At 73.5% G+C, this 14429-nt stretch carries 16 protein-coding genes; 8 read left to right on the top strand and 8 right to left on the bottom strand.

Features of this window, described 5'->3' with window-relative positions; translation table 11 throughout:
- Nucleotides 1-99: 99 nt before the first annotated feature.
- Nucleotides 100-558, top strand: coding sequence for a GatB/YqeY domain-containing protein (locus ABTY15_RS03755; protein WP_350575442.1), 459 nt, complete (start codon nucleotides 100-102; stop codon nucleotides 556-558).
- A gap of 93 nt (nucleotides 559-651) precedes the next feature.
- On the opposite strand, the gene ABTY15_RS03760 is transcribed toward ABTY15_RS03755, so the two are convergent.
- Nucleotides 652-2898, bottom strand: a complete 2247-nt coding sequence (locus ABTY15_RS03760; protein ID WP_350575444.1) for a transglycosylase domain-containing protein — start codon at nucleotides 2896-2898, stop codon at nucleotides 652-654.
- A 522-nt stretch (nucleotides 2899-3420) separates the two neighbouring features.
- On the opposite strand from ABTY15_RS03760, the gene ABTY15_RS03765 reads away from it, so the two are divergent.
- Nucleotides 3421-3744, top strand: a complete 324-nt coding sequence (locus ABTY15_RS03765; protein WP_195911063.1) for a WhiB family transcriptional regulator — start codon at nucleotides 3421-3423, stop codon at nucleotides 3742-3744.
- A 121-nt stretch (nucleotides 3745-3865) separates the two neighbouring features.
- On the opposite strand, the gene bagB is transcribed toward ABTY15_RS03765, so the two are convergent.
- On the bottom strand, nucleotides 3866-5113 hold the full coding sequence (gene bagB, locus ABTY15_RS03770; protein ID WP_350575448.1) for an ATPase BagB: 1248 nt from the start codon (nucleotides 5111-5113) through the stop codon (nucleotides 3866-3868).
- Nucleotides 5110-6240 (bottom strand): ATPase BagA, encoded by a 1131-nt coding sequence (bagA, locus tag ABTY15_RS03775; protein WP_350575451.1) that lies wholly within the window; start codon nucleotides 6238-6240, stop codon nucleotides 5110-5112. The genes bagB and bagA overlap by 4 nt, the downstream gene beginning before the upstream one ends.
- Nucleotides 6241-6451: 211 nt before the next feature.
- On the opposite strand from bagA, the gene sp36 reads away from it, so the two are divergent.
- From sp36 to ABTY15_RS03800, 5 genes are all read left to right on the top strand, one after another.
- Nucleotides 6452-6610 carry a Sp36 family protein gene (gene sp36 / locus ABTY15_RS03780; protein ID WP_350575454.1) on the top strand — a complete coding sequence of 53 codons (159 nt, stop codon included), beginning with the start codon at nucleotides 6452-6454 and terminating at the stop codon, nucleotides 6608-6610.
- Nucleotides 6607-7074 (top strand): RidA family protein, encoded by a 468-nt coding sequence (locus ABTY15_RS03785; protein ID WP_350575457.1) that lies wholly within the window; start codon nucleotides 6607-6609, stop codon nucleotides 7072-7074. Before sp36 ends, ABTY15_RS03785 begins: the two co-directional genes overlap by 4 nt.
- Before the next feature lie 63 nt (nucleotides 7075-7137).
- Nucleotides 7138-8004, top strand: coding sequence for an NUDIX hydrolase (locus ABTY15_RS03790; RefSeq protein ID WP_350575460.1), 867 nt, complete (start codon nucleotides 7138-7140; stop codon nucleotides 8002-8004).
- A 119-nt stretch (nucleotides 8005-8123) separates the two neighbouring features.
- Nucleotides 8124-8312, top strand: coding sequence for a hypothetical protein (locus ABTY15_RS03795; RefSeq protein ID WP_350575463.1), 189 nt, complete (start codon nucleotides 8124-8126; stop codon nucleotides 8310-8312).
- Nucleotides 8309-9142, top strand: coding sequence for an MBL fold metallo-hydrolase (locus tag ABTY15_RS03800; RefSeq protein WP_350575465.1), 834 nt, complete (start codon nucleotides 8309-8311; stop codon nucleotides 9140-9142). Before ABTY15_RS03795 ends, ABTY15_RS03800 begins: the two co-directional genes overlap by 4 nt.
- A 118-nt stretch (nucleotides 9143-9260) precedes the next feature.
- On the opposite strand, the gene ABTY15_RS03805 is transcribed toward ABTY15_RS03800, so the two are convergent.
- Nucleotides 9261-9935 (bottom strand): Crp/Fnr family transcriptional regulator, encoded by a 675-nt coding sequence (locus ABTY15_RS03805; RefSeq protein WP_030240972.1) that lies wholly within the window; start codon nucleotides 9933-9935, stop codon nucleotides 9261-9263.
- 164 nt (nucleotides 9936-10099) lie between these two features.
- On the bottom strand, nucleotides 10100-11140 hold the full coding sequence (locus tag ABTY15_RS03810) for an ArsR/SmtB family transcription factor (protein ID WP_350575470.1): 1041 nt from the start codon (nucleotides 11138-11140) through the stop codon (nucleotides 10100-10102).
- 169 nt (nucleotides 11141-11309) lie between these two features.
- Here ABTY15_RS03810 and ABTY15_RS03815 point away from each other — a divergent pair, with 169 nt between their 5' ends.
- Nucleotides 11310-12161, top strand: coding sequence for an isocitrate lyase/PEP mutase family protein (locus ABTY15_RS03815; RefSeq protein WP_350575472.1), 852 nt, complete (start codon nucleotides 11310-11312; stop codon nucleotides 12159-12161).
- A gap of 54 nt (nucleotides 12162-12215) precedes the next feature.
- On the opposite strand, the gene ABTY15_RS03820 is transcribed toward ABTY15_RS03815, so the two are convergent.
- The 3 genes from ABTY15_RS03820 to ABTY15_RS03830 all read right to left on the bottom strand — a co-directional run bounded on the left by ABTY15_RS03820 (nucleotide 12216) and on the right by ABTY15_RS03830 (nucleotide 14297).
- Entirely contained in the window at nucleotides 12216-12833 is a 618-nt protein-coding gene (locus ABTY15_RS03820) for an RraA family protein (protein ID WP_350575475.1), read from the bottom strand.
- A gap of 114 nt (nucleotides 12834-12947) precedes the next feature.
- Nucleotides 12948-13754, bottom strand: coding sequence for an alpha/beta fold hydrolase (locus tag ABTY15_RS03825; protein ID WP_350575477.1), 807 nt, complete (start codon nucleotides 13752-13754; stop codon nucleotides 12948-12950).
- A gap of 102 nt (nucleotides 13755-13856) precedes the next feature.
- Entirely contained in the window at nucleotides 13857-14297 is a 441-nt protein-coding gene (locus tag ABTY15_RS03830) for a hypothetical protein (RefSeq protein WP_350575480.1), read from the bottom strand.
- Between the last annotated feature and the right edge of the window lie 132 nt (nucleotides 14298-14429).

Here is a 14429-nt window from a genome sequence, read left to right on the forward strand (position 1 = left end):
CGTTGCCGAGGGGAACCGTTGGCCTGTGTGACCCGAAGGGTGACCGGGGGAACCGTTAATGGCAAGCGACCGAACGTCGCAGGTGGGAGACTCGGGGCCATGACGACGCTCAAGGAGCAGCTGCACGAGGACCTCACGGCTGCCATCAAGGACCGCGACGAGCTGCGCTCGTCCACCATCCGGCTCACGCTGGCCGCCGTCACCACCGAGGAGGTGGCGCCGGGCCGGGACAAGCGAGAGCTGTCCGACGCCGAGGTGCTGAAGGTGGTCGGCCGCGAGGCGAAGAAGCGCCGGGAGGCGGCCGAGGCCTTCGACACCGCCGGCCGGACCGAGCAGGCCGCCCGGGAGCGGGCGGAGGGCGAGGTGCTCGCGGGCTACCTGCCGAAGCAGCTCTCCGACGAGGAGCTGGCCGCGATCGTGGCGGCCGCCGTCGCCGAGAGCGGGGCGAGCGGCCCGCAGGCGATGGGCGCCGTGATGAAGCTGGTGAAGCCGAAGGTGGACGGTCTGGCCGAGGGCGGCCGGGTCGCCGCCGCCGTGAAGGCGGCCCTCACGGGCTGACCTGGTGGCCGCCGCCGACGGGTGGCACGACGAAGGGGCGCCCCCCCGAGATCGCTCTCGGGGGGGCGCCCCTTCGCTGGTGTCAGGTGTGGCTCAGCCGTTCCCGCCGCCGTGCTTGCCGCCGTTGCCGCCGCCGATGACCCCCGGCGGGAGGGTGAACCCGCCGCCGATCATCCCGCCGTTGTTGTTGCCGCCCGGGTTGCCACCGGGAGCCGGGGGCGGCGGCGGGTTGCCGCCGGGCTGCGGCTGGTTCGGGTCGGCCGGCGGGGTGGCCGGCTGGGTCGCGTTCGGGTCGGGCTTGGGCGCCGGGTCCGGGATGTTGATGGTCTGGATCTGCTCCTTGGGCGCGTTCTTGAGCGCCTGGTTCATCGCCAGCTGCCAGATCGGGCCCGGCCCGGTGGCGCCGAAGACGCCGTCGCTGCCGTAGAAGGTGTCGCCGATCTTGATGTTCTTCATCTTGACGCCGCCGGCCGGGCCGCCGAGCCAGACCGAGGTGGCGAGGGACGGGGTGTAGCCGCTGAACCAGGCGGCCTTCTTCTCGTCCGTGGTACCGGTCTTACCGGCGATCTGCCGGCCGTCGTCGAGCCCGAGGGCGGCCGCGGTGCCCTTCTCGGTCACGTTGAGCAGGACGGTGTTGAGCGCGTCCGCGGTGTTCTCGGAGAACGCCTGGCTACAGGTGGACTGCGGGACCTTGACGTCCTTGCCGTCCACGGTGTTGATCTTGGTGATCGCGACCGGGGTGCAGTACTTGCCGCGGGCGGCGAAGGTCGCGTAGACGTTCGCCATGGTCAGCGGGGAGAGCTCCAGGGTGCCCAGGACCATCGAGGGGACCTCCTGGAACGGGTCGCCCTTGGCGGACTGGGTGATGCCCAGCTTGTTGGCCATCTGCTTCATCGCGCAGAGGCCGATCTGCTGCTCCATCTGCACGAAGTAGGTGTTGACCGAGCGGGCCATGGCCTCCTTCAGCTCGTACGGGCCGACCTCGCTCGTCGACTCGTTCTTCACCGTGGCCTTGGGCTTCTCGACGTTCTTCCAGGTGCCCGCGCAGGTGGTCATCTGGGGGTAGTCGATCTTGTTCTCGGACGGGAAGGCCTGGGTGGGCGCCATGCCCGCCTCCAGGGCCGCCGCGGCCAGGATCGGCTTGAACGTCGAACCGGTCTGGAAGCCGTTGCCGCCGCCCATCGCCGAGTCGACGTTGAGGTTGACGACGGTCTGGTTCTTGTTCGGGTCCAGGCCGTACGGGCGGGTCTGGGCCATCGCCAGGATCTTGCCGCTGCCCGGCTCCATCATGGTCGCCGCGGCCGACACCGGGTCGGTCACCAGGACCTTCTTGGGGTTGGTGACGGCGGCCTGGGCGGCGGCCTGCTTGTCCGGGTCCAGCGTGGTGTAGATGTTCAGGCCGCCGGTGTCCCACAGCTTCTTGCGCTCCGCGGCGCTCTTGCCGAAGACCGGGTCCTGCTTGACCACGTGGCGCACGTAGTCGCAGAAGAAGCCCATCCCGGCCTGGGCGGTGATGCAGCCGTTCTGCGGGTCCTTGTACTTCAGGCCCAGCGGGGCGGCCTTCGCCTCCTTGGCCTGGTCCGCGGTGATGTGCTTGTTCTCCAGCAGCTTGTCGATGACGACGTTGCGGCGCTTGACCGTGTTGTCCGGGTAGCGCACCGGGTCGTACTGCGACGGGTTCTGCACCATGCCGGCCAGGGTGGCGGCCTCGGCGATGGTGAGGTCCTTGTTGCTCTTGCTGAAGTAGCGCTGGGAGGCGGCCTCGACCCCGTAGGCCTGGTGGCCGTAGAAGGTGATGTTGAGGTAGTTGGTGAGGATCTGGTCCTTCGTCAGGTCCTCTTCCAGCTTGATGGCGACCTTGAGCTCCTGGATCTTGCGGCCCAGGGTCTTGCGCTGCGCCTCCAGGACGGCGGCCTGGTCGTCACCGGCCTTCTCGACGTTGACGTTCTTCACGTACTGCTGGGTCAGCGTGGAGGCGCCCTGCGCGGCGGTGCCGCTCTCGGCGTTCTTGCTGATGGCCCGGAGCACACCCTTGAGGTCGACGGCGCCGTGCTCGTAGAAGCGGGCGTCCTCGATGTCGACCTGGGCGTGCCGCATGTAGGGCGACATCTGGTCGGCGGTGAGGACGGTGCGGTCGCGCTCGTAGACCTTGGCGATCAGGCCGCCCTTGGCGTCGAAGATCTGGGTGGCCTGGGTGAGCGGCGGCGTCTTGAAGTCGTCCGGGATGTTGTCGAAGCTCTCCGCCGTGTCCTTGGCGGTCAGTCCGATGGCACCGACGGCGGGCAGGGCGAGGCCTGCCAGCAGCACTCCGGAGAGCACGCTGACACCCAGGAACTTCACTCCGTGTCCCGCCAAGTCCAGCGGTGACCCGCGGCGCTTGCCGCGCGGAGCTCCGGGGTTGCCTGGGGGCTGGGGGGCCTGGGGGCGCTTCGGTGCCATGAGGAGAACCCTACGTCGCCGAATCCCGCACATGGGGGCAGGTGTTCGCCTAGGCTTGTCACAAGCTTGCGACAGCTTCGGTGCGTCAACATCATTCACTCTTGTGAGTGCGGAGACTTGTCCGAATTGCTCACTCTTGTGCGGTTTTTGGGGCGGCTGCGGCCTGCCGCATTCCCATGGACGGTAGCGCTCAGTGACGACACCCGTGGCGAGAGTTGCGGCCGCGTGTTTGGCAAGGCTTGCGACCTGCGATCACTCCAACGAGTGAGCTGACCGATACCCATAGTCCAATCGGGTCATTCGAGATTGAGCCCGAAGGGGCTGTTGCAAGCTGTCGTTCTTCCGTAACGTCCTCAACTGGCAACGGTGAATATGCCGTTGCCGCCGTGGGGGAGCCTCGATACGGGAGAGGACGGCGCCGGGATGGGCTGGGTAGACGACTGGAGTGCGCAGGCCGCCTGCCGCACGAGTGATCCGGACGAACTGTTCGTCCAGGGGGCGGCGCAGAACCGCGCCAAGGCGGTGTGCAGCGGTTGCCCCGTCCGTACGGAATGCCTGGCGGACGCACTGGACAACCGGGTCGAGTTCGGGGTCTGGGGCGGGATGACGGAGCGCGAGCGCCGGGCGCTGCTGCGCCGCCGTCCGACGGTCATCTCGTGGCGGAAGCTGCTGGAGACCGCCCGCACCGAGTACGAGGAGTCCCTCGCGACCGGCGTGATACTGACGGACTACGCCCAGGCGGGCTGAGCACCCCCCGTCGACCGGGGACCCGTCGGCCCGGGGGGCGCCGACCGGGGAACCGTCGGCCCGGGAGTCCATCGACCGGGCCGTGCCTGCGCGGCCCGCGAACCCGCCGGCCGCGTCGCGCCTATGCGGCCCCGTTGAGCCGGTCCCCGATGGCCCGCAGTCCGTCCAGGTCGTGCACGTCGCCGGGCAGCGCGGGGACCTCCACGATCGGCACGTCCGGGTACACCGAGACGAAGCGGTCGCGGGTACGGCGCTCCCGCCCCATGATCTGCATCCGCTCGGCGTGCAGCCGCAGCAGCCCGGCCGCGAGCAACTCCGCCTCGGGCGAGGCGTGCTCCGAACCGTTCTCCTCCAGCGCCTCGGCGGCCGCCAGTGCCCGTTCCGCGGTGAGCTGCGGGGCGCCCGTGCTGTGCACCCGGTTGAGGACGAGCCCCGCCAGTGGCATCCGGTCCGCGGCGAGCCGGTCGACGAAGTACGCCGCCTCGCGCAGCGCGTCCCGTTCCGGCGCGGCCACCACCAGGAACGCCGTGCCCGGCGCCTTGAGCAGCTGGTACGTACGGTCGGCGCGCTCGCGGAAGCCGCCGAACATCGAGTCCATCGCGCTGACGAAGGTCTGGACGTCGGTGAGCAGTTGGGCGCCGAAGATCTTGCCCAGGGTGCCGGTGAGCAGGCCCATGCCGGCGTTGAGGAAGCGCATCGCGCTGCGGCCGCCGACCTTGGCCGGGGCGGTCAGGATCCGGATGACCCGGCCGTCCAGAAAGGACCCGAGCCGGTTGGGCGCGTCCAGGAAGTCCAGCGCCGAGCGGGACGGCGGGGTGTCGACGACGATCAGGTCCCACTCCTCGGCGTCGCGCAGCTGCCCGAGCTTCTCCATCGCCATGTACTCCTGCGTGCCCGCGAAGCCGGCCGACAGGGACTGGTAGAACGGGTTCTCCATGATCGCCTTGGCCCGTTCGGGTTCGGCGTGGGCGAGCACGACCTCGTCGAAGGTCCGCTTCATGTCGAGCATCATGGCCTGGAGCTCGCCGTCGCCGGTGACGCCCTTGACCACCCGGGGGGTGTTGTCCAGCTCGGTCAGGCCCATCGACTGGGCCAGCCGCCGGGCCGGGTCGATGGTCAGCACCACGACCTTGCGCCCGCGTTCGGCGGCCCGCAGGCCGATGGCCGCGGCGGTGGTGGTCTTGCCGACGCCGCCCGAGCCGCAGCAGACGATGATCCTGGTCTTCGGGTCGTCGATCAGGCCGTCCACCGCGAGCCGACTGCCGGTGGCCCGTACGCCGTTGCCGTTCACGCCCACGCCCCTGCCGCCCGCACCCCTGCCGCTCCCGCCGTTCGCGCCGTTCGCACCGTTCGCGTTGCCGCCGGTCATGCCGCCCCCTGCCGCTTCAGTTCGCCCGCCAGCCGGTACAGCCCGCCGAGGTCCACGCCCTCGCCCAGCAGCGGCAGTTCGTAGCAGGGGAGCTTCAACTGCTGGAGGTCGGCGCGCTGTTCGCGTTCCAGCTCGACGCGCTCGGCGTGTTCCCTGGCCTGGTCCAGCAGCGGGTCGAGCAGCGGCTCCACCGCCGTGCGGACGGTCTCCGCCTTGCGGGAGCGCCCGCCGAGCCCGGCCTCGCCGAGCGCCACCGCCACCTCCTCGCGGTGGTCGCCGTCCACCGCGGCCACCGCCGCGGCGTCCAGCACCGGCGGCCGGACCATGTTGATCATCACCCCGCCCACCGGGAGGCCGGCCTCGTGCAGCTCGGCGATGCCGTCGACCGTCTCCTGCACCGGCATCTCCTCCAACAGGGTGACCAGGTGCACCGCGGTCTCCGGCGACTTCAGCACCCGCATCACGGCCTGCGCCTGGGTGTGTATCGGTCCGATCCGGGCCAGCCCGGCGACCTCGGCGTTGACGTTCAGGAACCGGGTGATCCGCCCGGTCGGCGGCGCGTCCATCACGACCGCGTCGTACCGGCGACGGCCGTCAGGGCCCTTGCGCCGGGACGCCTCGCAGGCCTTCCCGGTGAGCAGGACGTCCCGGACGCCGGGCGCGACGGTGGTGGCGAAGTCGACGAAGCCGACCTTCTGCAACGCCTTGCCGGCCCGGCCGAGCTTGTAGAACATCTCGAGGTATTCGAGCAGCGCCTGCTCGGTGTCGATGGCCAGCGCGAACACCTCGCCGCTGCCCGAGCCACCGCCCGAACTACTGCCCGAAGCACCGCTCCCGCTGCTGCCGCCGCTCCGGCCGCCGTCCGCCGGCAGCCCCAGCTGGACGCGGGAGACCGAGGCGATCCGGCGCTCCTCGTACGGCAGTGCGGCGATCCCGAACAGCTCGGCGATGCCCTGCCGCCCCTCCACCTCGATCAGCAGCACCCGTCCGCCGTCGGCGGCGAGCGCCAGCGCCAGCGCGGCGGCCAGCGTGGTCTTCCCGGTGCCGCCCTTGCCGCTGACCACGTGCAGCCGGACGCCCTCCCAGTCGGGGTCGCGCCGGGCCGCCTGGCCGGGAGTGCGTGCCACGCTCCGTCTCCGTCCGTCTCCGAGGGCCGCCGTGCGCGCTGCGTCGGCCGACCCGCTCTCCGGTGCCCTCTCGCGAGGGTAACCAGCGAGCGCGCCGGATGCCCGGAGCACCAGGGGGGCCGGGCCTGAATCATGCCCCCTTTGTGGGCCACCTCACACGCCGGTCCGCGCGCGGCGCCGAAGGGCGGGGCGGCTCGTCTAGAGTCTGGCCATGACCAAGTGGGAATACCTGACGGCGCCGCTGCTCATTCACGCCACCAAGCAGATCCTGGACAACTTCGGCGAGGACGGCTGGGAGCTCGTCCAGGTCGTGCCGGGCCCGAACCCGGAGAACCTGGTGGCCTACTTCAAGCGGGAGAAGAACGCATGAGCAAGGTCGAGTCGAAGCTCGCCGAGCTGGGCCTGAGCCTGCCGGAGGTGGCCGCCCCGGTCGCCGCGTACGTGCCGGCCCTGCGCTCGGGCGAGTTCGTGTTCACCTCCGGCCAGCTGCCCGTGGTGGGCGGCAAGCTGCCGACCACCGGCAAGGTCGGCGCCGAGGTGTCCCCGGAGGAGGCCAAGGAGCTCGCGCAGATCTGCGCGCTGAACGCCCTGGCCGCCATCAAGTCGGTCATCGGCGACCTGGACCAGATCGAGCGGGTCGTGAAGGTGGTCGGCTTCGTCGCCTCCGCCCCCGACTTCACCGGCCAGCCGGCCGTGATCAACGGCACCAGCGAACTGCTCGGCAAGGTGCTGGGCGAGGCCGGTGTGCACGCCCGCAGCGCGGTCGGCGTCGCGGTGCTGCCGCTGGACGCCCCGGTCGAGGTCGAGCTCCAGGTGCGCGTCAAGACTGCCTGATCGTGATCACGAAGGCGGGGTTGGGCCTGTCCAACCCCGCCTTCGTGCGCTTAGCATCCGGGCATGGACCATCGAGCAACGACGCTCCCGATGCCGCCCGGTTGGCCTGCCCGGATCCGGGCGCTCGACTCCGGCGTGCTGACCCCGCCGGTGCCCAAGCCGGCCGCGACGGTCGTGCTGCTGCGCGACGCCGCCGCGGGGCCGGAGGCGTACCTGCTGCGCCGCCGCACCTCGATGGCCTTCGCCGCCGGCATGTACGCCTACCCGGGCGGCGGGGTGGACCCGCGGGACGCCGAGGTGGAGCCGGGCTGGGCCGGACCGACCCCGGAGGAGTGGGCCCGCCGGCTCGGCGTGGACGCCCGGACGGCGCGGGCGGTGGTCTGCGCGGCGGTCCGGGAGACCTTCGAGGAGGCCGGCGTGCTGCTGGCCGGCCCGGACGCGGACGGCGTCGCCGCCCCGCGTGACTGGAGCGCCGAGCGGGCCGCCCTGGAGGCGCACGAGCTCTCCTTCGCCGAGTTCCTCCGCGACCACGGCCTGGTGCTGCGCAGCGACCTGCTGGCGGGCTGGGCCCGGTGGATCACCCCGGAGTTCGAGGAGCGCCGGTACGACACCTGGTTCTTCGTCGCCGCGCTGCCGCCCGGCCAGCGCGCGGCCCTGGAGGTCGGCGAGGCCGACCGGGTGGCCTGGCTGACGCCCACCGAGGCGGTCCTGGGCTACCAGGAGGGCCGGTTCGGCATGCTGCCGCCGACGGTCAGCGTGCTGCGCGAGCTCTCGCCGGTGCGCACCGCCGCCGAGGCGCTGACGGCCGCCGCCGGACGGTCGCTGGAGCCGGTCCTGGGCCGGGCCGAGGTCCGGGGGGACCGCATGACGGTCCGCTGGCGGGGGTATGACGAGCTGACCATCGACGGGGACTTCCCCGCGGACGCCTGACCACCCGGCCGCAGATCCACAGCCGTACACCGACCGCCGCGGACGCACACTCACAGCCGCGGACGCACACGCACAGAGCAGATCCGTAGACACCCACCCACGGAAAGGACCGACGCCCGATGACCCACAACGACGTGGCTCGCCGGACGGCACCCGAGATGCCCGCCCGCCGCCTGACCCCCCGCAACCCGGCCTGCGACACCCCGGACCGGTTCGGGCCGGTCCCGTTCGTCGAGGTGGCCCAGCGCGCCCTCGTCCGGGCCCTGCCGCTGCGCGCCCTGCACCGTGACGGCGAGGGCGGCCGGTGAGCGGACTCCTCCCGGGTGACCCCGCCGCCGCGATCGGCGGCGAGGCCACCCCCCGGGCGCTCTGCGTGCTGGCGCCGAACCCGTCGCCGATGACGCTGGACGGCACCAACACCTGGCTGCTCTCCGAGCCCGGCTCGGACCTCGCGGTGGTGATCGACCCGGGCCCGCTGCACGAGGGCCACCTGCGCCGGGTGATCGACCTCGCGGAGCAGCAGGGCAAGCGCGTCGCGCTCACCCTGCTCACCCACGGCCACGCCGACCACTCGGAGGGCGCGGCCCGCTTCGCCGAGCTCACCGGCACCGAGGTGCGCGCCCTGGACCCGGCGCACCGGCTGGGCTCGGAGGGCCTGGTGGGCGGCCAGCGCCTGGACGTCGGCGGCCTCGACCTGCGGGTGGTGGCCACCCCCGGCCACACCTCGGACTCGCTGACCTTCCACCTGCCCGCCGACGGCGCGATCCTCACCGGCGACACCGTCCTGGGCCGGGGCACCACGATGGTCGCCCACCCCGACGGCCGGCTCGGCGACTACCTGGACTCGCTGCGCCACCTGCACACGATGGCCTCCGAGCACGGCGTGCGGACGGTGCTGCCCGGCCACGGCCCGGTGCTCGCGGACGCGCTGGGCGCCGTCGACTACTACCTCGCCCACCGGGCCAACCGGCTCGCCCAGGTGGAGACCGCGGTCGAGACGGGCTGCCGGACTGCCCCCGAGGTGGTGGCCCGGGTCTACGCGGACGTGGACCGGGCGCTCTGGCCGGCCGCCGAGCTGTCGGTCCGGGCCCAGCTGGAGTACCTGGAGGAGCACGGGCTCATCCCGGACCTGGGCTGACCTGCGGAAAACGGTTCGTTGAGCGACCGGCGCAGGCCCACGGGAACGCCGAAAGGTCCACCGGAACGCCGAAGGGCCCGTCCGGGCGGACGGGCCCTTCGTACGAACGGCAGCGGCGTCAGCGCGAGCGGCGCGACAGCCGCTCGACGTCCATCAGGACCACCGCGCGCGCCTCCAGCTTCAGCCAGCCGCGGCCGGCGAAGTCGGCGAGCGCCTTGTTGACCGTCTCGCGGGAGGCGCCGACCAGCTGGGCCAGCTCCTCCTGGGTCAGGTCGTGGGCGACGTGGATGCCCTCCTCGGACTGCACGCCGAAGCGGCGGGAGAGGTCCAGCAGGGCCTTGGCGACGCGACCGGGCACGTCGGAGAAGACCAGGTCGGACATCACGTCGTTGGTCCGGCGCAGACGGCGGGCGATGGCCCGCAGCAGCGCGATGGACACCTCGGGGCGGGCGTGCAGCCAGGGCTGGAGGTCGCCGTGGCCCAGGCCCAGCAGCTTGACCTCGGTCAGCGCGCTGGCGGTGGCGGTGCGCGGGCCCGGGTCGAACAGCGACAGCTCGCCGATCATCTCGCTGGGGCCGAGCACGGCGAGCATGTTCTCCCGCCCGTCCGGCGAGGCGCGGTGCAGCTTGACCTTGCCCTCGGCGACGACGTACAGCCGGTCGCCGGGGTCGCCCTCGTGGAACAGCGACTCACCGCGGGCGAGGGTGACCTCCGTCATGGAAGCGCGCAGCTCGCCGGCCTGTTCGTCGTCGAGTGCCGCGAAGAGTGCGGCGCGCCGCAGAACGTCGTCCACGTGCTTCCTCCTTCTCGGCCGTACGGCGGGTGGGCCGTCCGGCGCAAGTTACGTACAAGTGCTCTGCATCACCAAGCATGGCGCATGTCGCTCCGATCATATGAGGAGGGGGTGCGCCGAGGGGTGCTGCGCGGGGCCATTCGTACCGACCGGTCACCGGGCGGTCACCGGGCGGGCCGCCGCGCGGCTTCCGCCCGGTCGGCTGCCCGGTCGGATGTCCGGTCGGCCGGGTCGAACAGGGAGTCGCCCACCGCGGTACGGGCGTAGAGGACGGTGTGACCGGCCCGGTGGGCGCTGGTCAGGCCCGCCGCGCGCAGGGCGGTGAGGTGCTGGGAGACGCCCGCGGCGGACAGTCCGGTGCGACGGGCCAGCTCGGTGGTCGAGGCCGGGGAGTCCAGTTCGGCCAGCAGCCTGGCCCGGGACCGGCCGAGGACGGCGGCCAGCGCGTCCGAACGGTTGCCCGGGCGGGGCTCCCACAGGGTGGCCAGGCCGCGCGCCGGGTAGACCAGCTGCGGCGGATCGGGCGGCAGCACCCGGGTCAGCACCCGTGGCCAGGCGAAGACGGACGGCACGAGCAGCAGCCCGGCCCCGGCGTTCAGCCGGGTGACCGCGCAGTGCCGTCGCTCCAGCCGCAGCGCCGTGCCGTCCCAGCGGACCGTCTCGTGCAGGTCGTCCAGCATCTGCGCGGTGCCGTGCTCGGCGGCCTGCCGGGAGCGGTGGAACACGTCCGCCTCCAGCAGCGCCCGGATCCGGGCCCAGGACGGGGCGATCGCGAGCTGCCAGTACGCCTCGATCTCGGCGGCGAGCCGGGGCAGCCGCGCCGGCGGGTCCCGGTACAGCGGCTCCAGGGCGGCCGGGAGCCGACCGGCCTCGGCGGCCAGGATGTCGAGGTCGGCCCGGACCTGCCCGGCGCCGGTCGCGGTGATCGCGGCGAGTTCGTCGGCGAGCGAAGGGGAGAAGCCCGCCGGCGTGGGGTTGAGGAAGTCGGGCAGGTGGCCGGTCGGCGGGACCATCGCGGTCAGCCGGTCGGGGTGCAGGCCAGCGCCGGTGAGCCGGGCGCGCACCTGCTCGGCCCAGCGCCGGTGCGGAATGGGGACGGACGGCTGGGCGAGGGTGCGCAGGCTGGTCACCACCTCCTGCATGGGCGAGAGGGCGAAGCGGGTCTGCGCGAGGTCGTTCGCGGAGAAGTGCAGTTCCGTCCGCACCCGGGCCCCTCCCTCCCCGCGGACCGCGGCCGGCGGAAGAACACCGGATCCGGGCCCCCGCCCCTGAAGATTCGGCCCCAGCTTAATCACTGGTGAGCCCGTCCGGCCGGGCCGCAGGATGCCGGTGAACCGAGGCAGTACCCGACGGCACGGAAGACGGTGACCCCGCATGTCCACGCACACCCCCACCCCCACCTCCGACTCCGCCCGCACGCTCCGCGAGCGGGCGCTGCGGCTGCGGGAGCTCGGCGCGGACGGCGTGCTCGTCCTGCCCAACGCCTGGGACGCGGGCAGCGCCGCCGTGATCGCCTCGGCCGGCGCCCCGGCGATCGCCACCACCAGCGGCGGTGTCTCCTGGTCCCTCGGGCGGGGGGACGGCCAGCGCCTCGACCGCGCCGAGGCGGTCGAGGCGGCCCGCCGGATCGTCGCGGCGGTGGACCTCCCGGTCACCGTCGACGCCGAGGGCGGGTACGGGCCGCTGCCCGCCGACGTCGCCGCGACCGTGACCGCGCTGATCGGGGTGGGCGCGGTCGGGGTGAACCTGGAGGACTCCACCGCCCCCGGCGGCCCGCTCTTCCCGGTGGCCGAGCAGGCGGCCCGGCTGCGGGCGGCCCGGACGGCGGCCGAGCGGGCCGGTCTGCCCGAGCTGGTGGTCAACGCCCGGACGGACGTCTGCCTGTTCGGGCTGGGCGGGCCGGAGGACGTGCTGGTGCGGGCCGAGGCCTACGCCGAGGCGGGCGCCGACGGCCTGTTCGTGCCCGGGTTGCTGGACCTCGACGCCCTCGCCGACCTCTGCGAGCGCTCCCCGCTGCCGGTGAACGCGATGGCCGTCGCGGGCGGCCCGACCGTCGCCGAACTCGCTGCCGCGGGGGTGCGGCGGGTCAGCCTCGGCACCGGCCTGGCCCAGCTCGCGTACACCGCGGCCCGGCGCGCCGCCGCCGAACTGTTCGGCGCGGGGACGCTGACGGCGCTGGACGGCTCGCTCGGCTTCGGTGAGCTGGACGCGCTGTACCGGGGCTGACAGGTCCGCCCCGCCCCGCCCGACGTCCTCCCGGTACGGCGGGCGGTCTCGGGTTCAGCCGGTGAAGCCCAGGTCGGCGAGGTTCTTCTCGATCCGGGCGCGGTGCGCCGCCTCCCAGTCGTCCAGGCTCTCGGCGGCCTCCTTGGCCAGCTTGGCCAGGGCCGCCGCCCGCACCTCCGCCCGCCGGGCGGCGGGCACCACCACGACCCCCTCCTCGTCGGCCACCACGACGTCGCCGGGGGCGACCAGCACGCCGCCGCACCGCACCTCGGCGCCGTGCGTGCCGAGGGCCTGCTTGGAGCCCGGGATCGGGATCACGCCGCGGGCGAAGACCGGGAAGCCGGCCTCCCGCACCTCGGCGAGGTCGCGGATCAGGCCGTCCGCCACGAACGCGGCGACACCCCGGCGGTGGGCCACGGCGCACACGTTGCCGCCGGCCAGCGCGTAGTCCAGGTCACCGGACTCGACGACGATCACCGCGCCCGGCTCGGCGCGGTAGATCGCCGCGTGCAGCATCAGGTTGTCGCCGGGCGGGCACTGCACGGTGAACGCCGGACCGGCCACCCGGGGCGCCCCCGCCCACAGCGGGCGGATGCCGATGTCCATGACCTGGGCGCGGCCCAGCAGGTCGGCCAGGGTGGTGGTGGGGATGTCCGTGAAGTCCTCGGCCATGTCTTCCTCGTTCTCCGGGTGGTTCGGGGCCGGCGCGGCGGCGACGGTTCACGGCTGTTCTACCGTGCCGGCCGGGCGTTCGGGTCGGCCCGGAGTCCACGCGACGCCCACCGCTCACGCGAAGAAGGTCACCAGCTCCGGTGCCAGGACCTCGGCCGCCACCTCGTGGGTCTGGCCGTCCAACGTCCGGTGCTCGGCGCCCGGGACGGCGGCCGCGACCGCCCGGGCCGGCGCCCGCAGCAGCTCCGGGCTGGCGCCGCCGTCGAGGACGAGCGTCGGCACCGCGACCCCGGCGAGGACCTCGGCCGGGACGGCCGCGCCGGTCCGCGCGGCGAGCACGGCGGCGTCGTGGGCGAGGGTCGGCGCGACCGCCTCGAAGGCCGGCCACACCGGGGCCGAGCGCATCCCGTCCACCATCTCCGCCGGCATCCCGACGAAGGTCATGAAGGCCGCGACGGCGTCGCCGCGCCGCCCCTCGGTGAGGGCCGCGTCCAGGTCGGCCGCGTACTGGACGAAGCGTGCGGCCTGTCCGTCCTCGGTGCTGAACGGCGGCTCGTAGACGGCGAGCCGGTCGATGCCGACGCCGTGCGCGGCGGCCCGCAGGGCGAGCGCCGCACCGGAGGAGACGGCGACGACGTGGGCCGAGCCGCCGGCCGCCGCGATCACCGCGGCCAGGTCCTCGATCTCGCGCTCGACCTCGTACGGCGCGGTGTCGCCGCTGGCGCCGCGGCCGCGCCGGTCGTACGTCCAGACGGTGTGGTGGGCCGCGAGCTGCTCGGCGACGGCGGCGCCGGGCCCGAAGGACCGGTGGCAGAGCGCGCCGTCGACGAAGACGACGGCCGGGCCGGAGCCGGTGACGGAGCAGGCGAGGGTGGTGCCGTCGGTGGAGACAACGGTGGTCGTGGAGACAGCAGTGGTCATGGGGTGTCCTTCGGTGGTGCGGATGAGGTGCGCTTTCGCAGGGGTAGACCGGAGGCCGCCCCGGAACTCATCGCTCCGCCCGAAACTTTTTCCCGGACCCGCTCAGCCGCCCGACCGCACCCCGGTGGCCACCGCCGCGGCGGGCCCGGTCCTCAGCGGAGGCTGCCCGGCGCAGGTGTGCCGCTGGGGGCCGGTCCGATCGGCGGCGGTCTGGATCCCGGCGGCCTGCACCAGCAGGCCGAGGGCCATCACCGGCAGCGCCGCGCAGAGCAGGATGCCGCCGACCCCGAGCGCGTTGCGCCGGGCGGTGGTGACGACCTGCCAGCCGCCCCAGCCGACCGCGCCGAGGCCCAGCACCACCCCGACCCAGGCCAGCGGCAGGACGTAGGCCGGGGCGCCGGGGCTGTTGTGGCACCGGCTCACCAGGGCCCGGACGTCCTCGTCGGCCACGAAGGTCGGCACGCTGCACGCCCAGGCCGCCGCCGCGAGCAGCAGCGGGCCGGCCGCCCGGAACAGGCGCGGCGGCCGTGGTCGATCATGCATTTCTCTTCCCCTGCCCCCGTGAGGCGCCGGACGCGGCCGGCGCGAGTGCGCTCATCCTACGGACGGCCCGCCGGTGGTCCGCCGACGACCGCCGACGACCTCCGCCGGCCGCCGGCGGTCGCAACGGCCGAG

This window comes from Kitasatospora sp. NPDC097643 (genome assembly GCF_040302625.1).
Lineage (GTDB): Bacteria > Actinomycetota > Actinomycetes > Streptomycetales > Streptomycetaceae > Kitasatospora.

What these genes read in the sequence shown, in the direction of transcription:
- ABTY15_RS03755 (WP_350575442.1), top strand. Translation starts at nt 100, where the DNA reads ATGACGACGCTCAAGGAGCAGCTGCACGAGGACCTCACGGCTGCCATC.
- ABTY15_RS03765 (WP_195911063.1), top strand. Translation starts at nt 3,421, where the DNA reads ATGGGCTGGGTAGACGACTGGAGTGCGCAGGCCGCCTGCCGCACGAGT.
- bagB (WP_350575448.1), bottom strand. Translation starts at nt 5,113, where the DNA reads ATGACCGGCGGCAACGCGAACGGTGCGAACGGCGCGAACGGCGGGAGC.
- sp36 (WP_350575454.1), top strand. Translation starts at nt 6,452, where the DNA reads ATGACCAAGTGGGAATACCTGACGGCGCCGCTGCTCATTCACGCCACC.
- ABTY15_RS03785 (WP_350575457.1), top strand. Translation starts at nt 6,607, where the DNA reads ATGAGCAAGGTCGAGTCGAAGCTCGCCGAGCTGGGCCTGAGCCTGCCG.
- ABTY15_RS03790 (WP_350575460.1), top strand. Translation starts at nt 7,138, where the DNA reads ATGGACCATCGAGCAACGACGCTCCCGATGCCGCCCGGTTGGCCTGCC.
- ABTY15_RS03795 (WP_350575463.1), top strand. Translation starts at nt 8,124, where the DNA reads ATGACCCACAACGACGTGGCTCGCCGGACGGCACCCGAGATGCCCGCC.
- ABTY15_RS03815 (WP_350575472.1), top strand. Translation starts at nt 11,310, where the DNA reads ATGTCCACGCACACCCCCACCCCCACCTCCGACTCCGCCCGCACGCTC.
- ABTY15_RS03820 (WP_350575475.1), bottom strand. Translation starts at nt 12,833, where the DNA reads ATGGCCGAGGACTTCACGGACATCCCCACCACCACCCTGGCCGACCTG.
- ABTY15_RS03825 (WP_350575477.1), bottom strand. Translation starts at nt 13,754, where the DNA reads ATGACCACTGCTGTCTCCACGACCACCGTTGTCTCCACCGACGGCACC.
- ABTY15_RS03830 (WP_350575480.1), bottom strand. Translation starts at nt 14,297, where the DNA reads ATGCATGATCGACCACGGCCGCCGCGCCTGTTCCGGGCGGCCGGCCCG.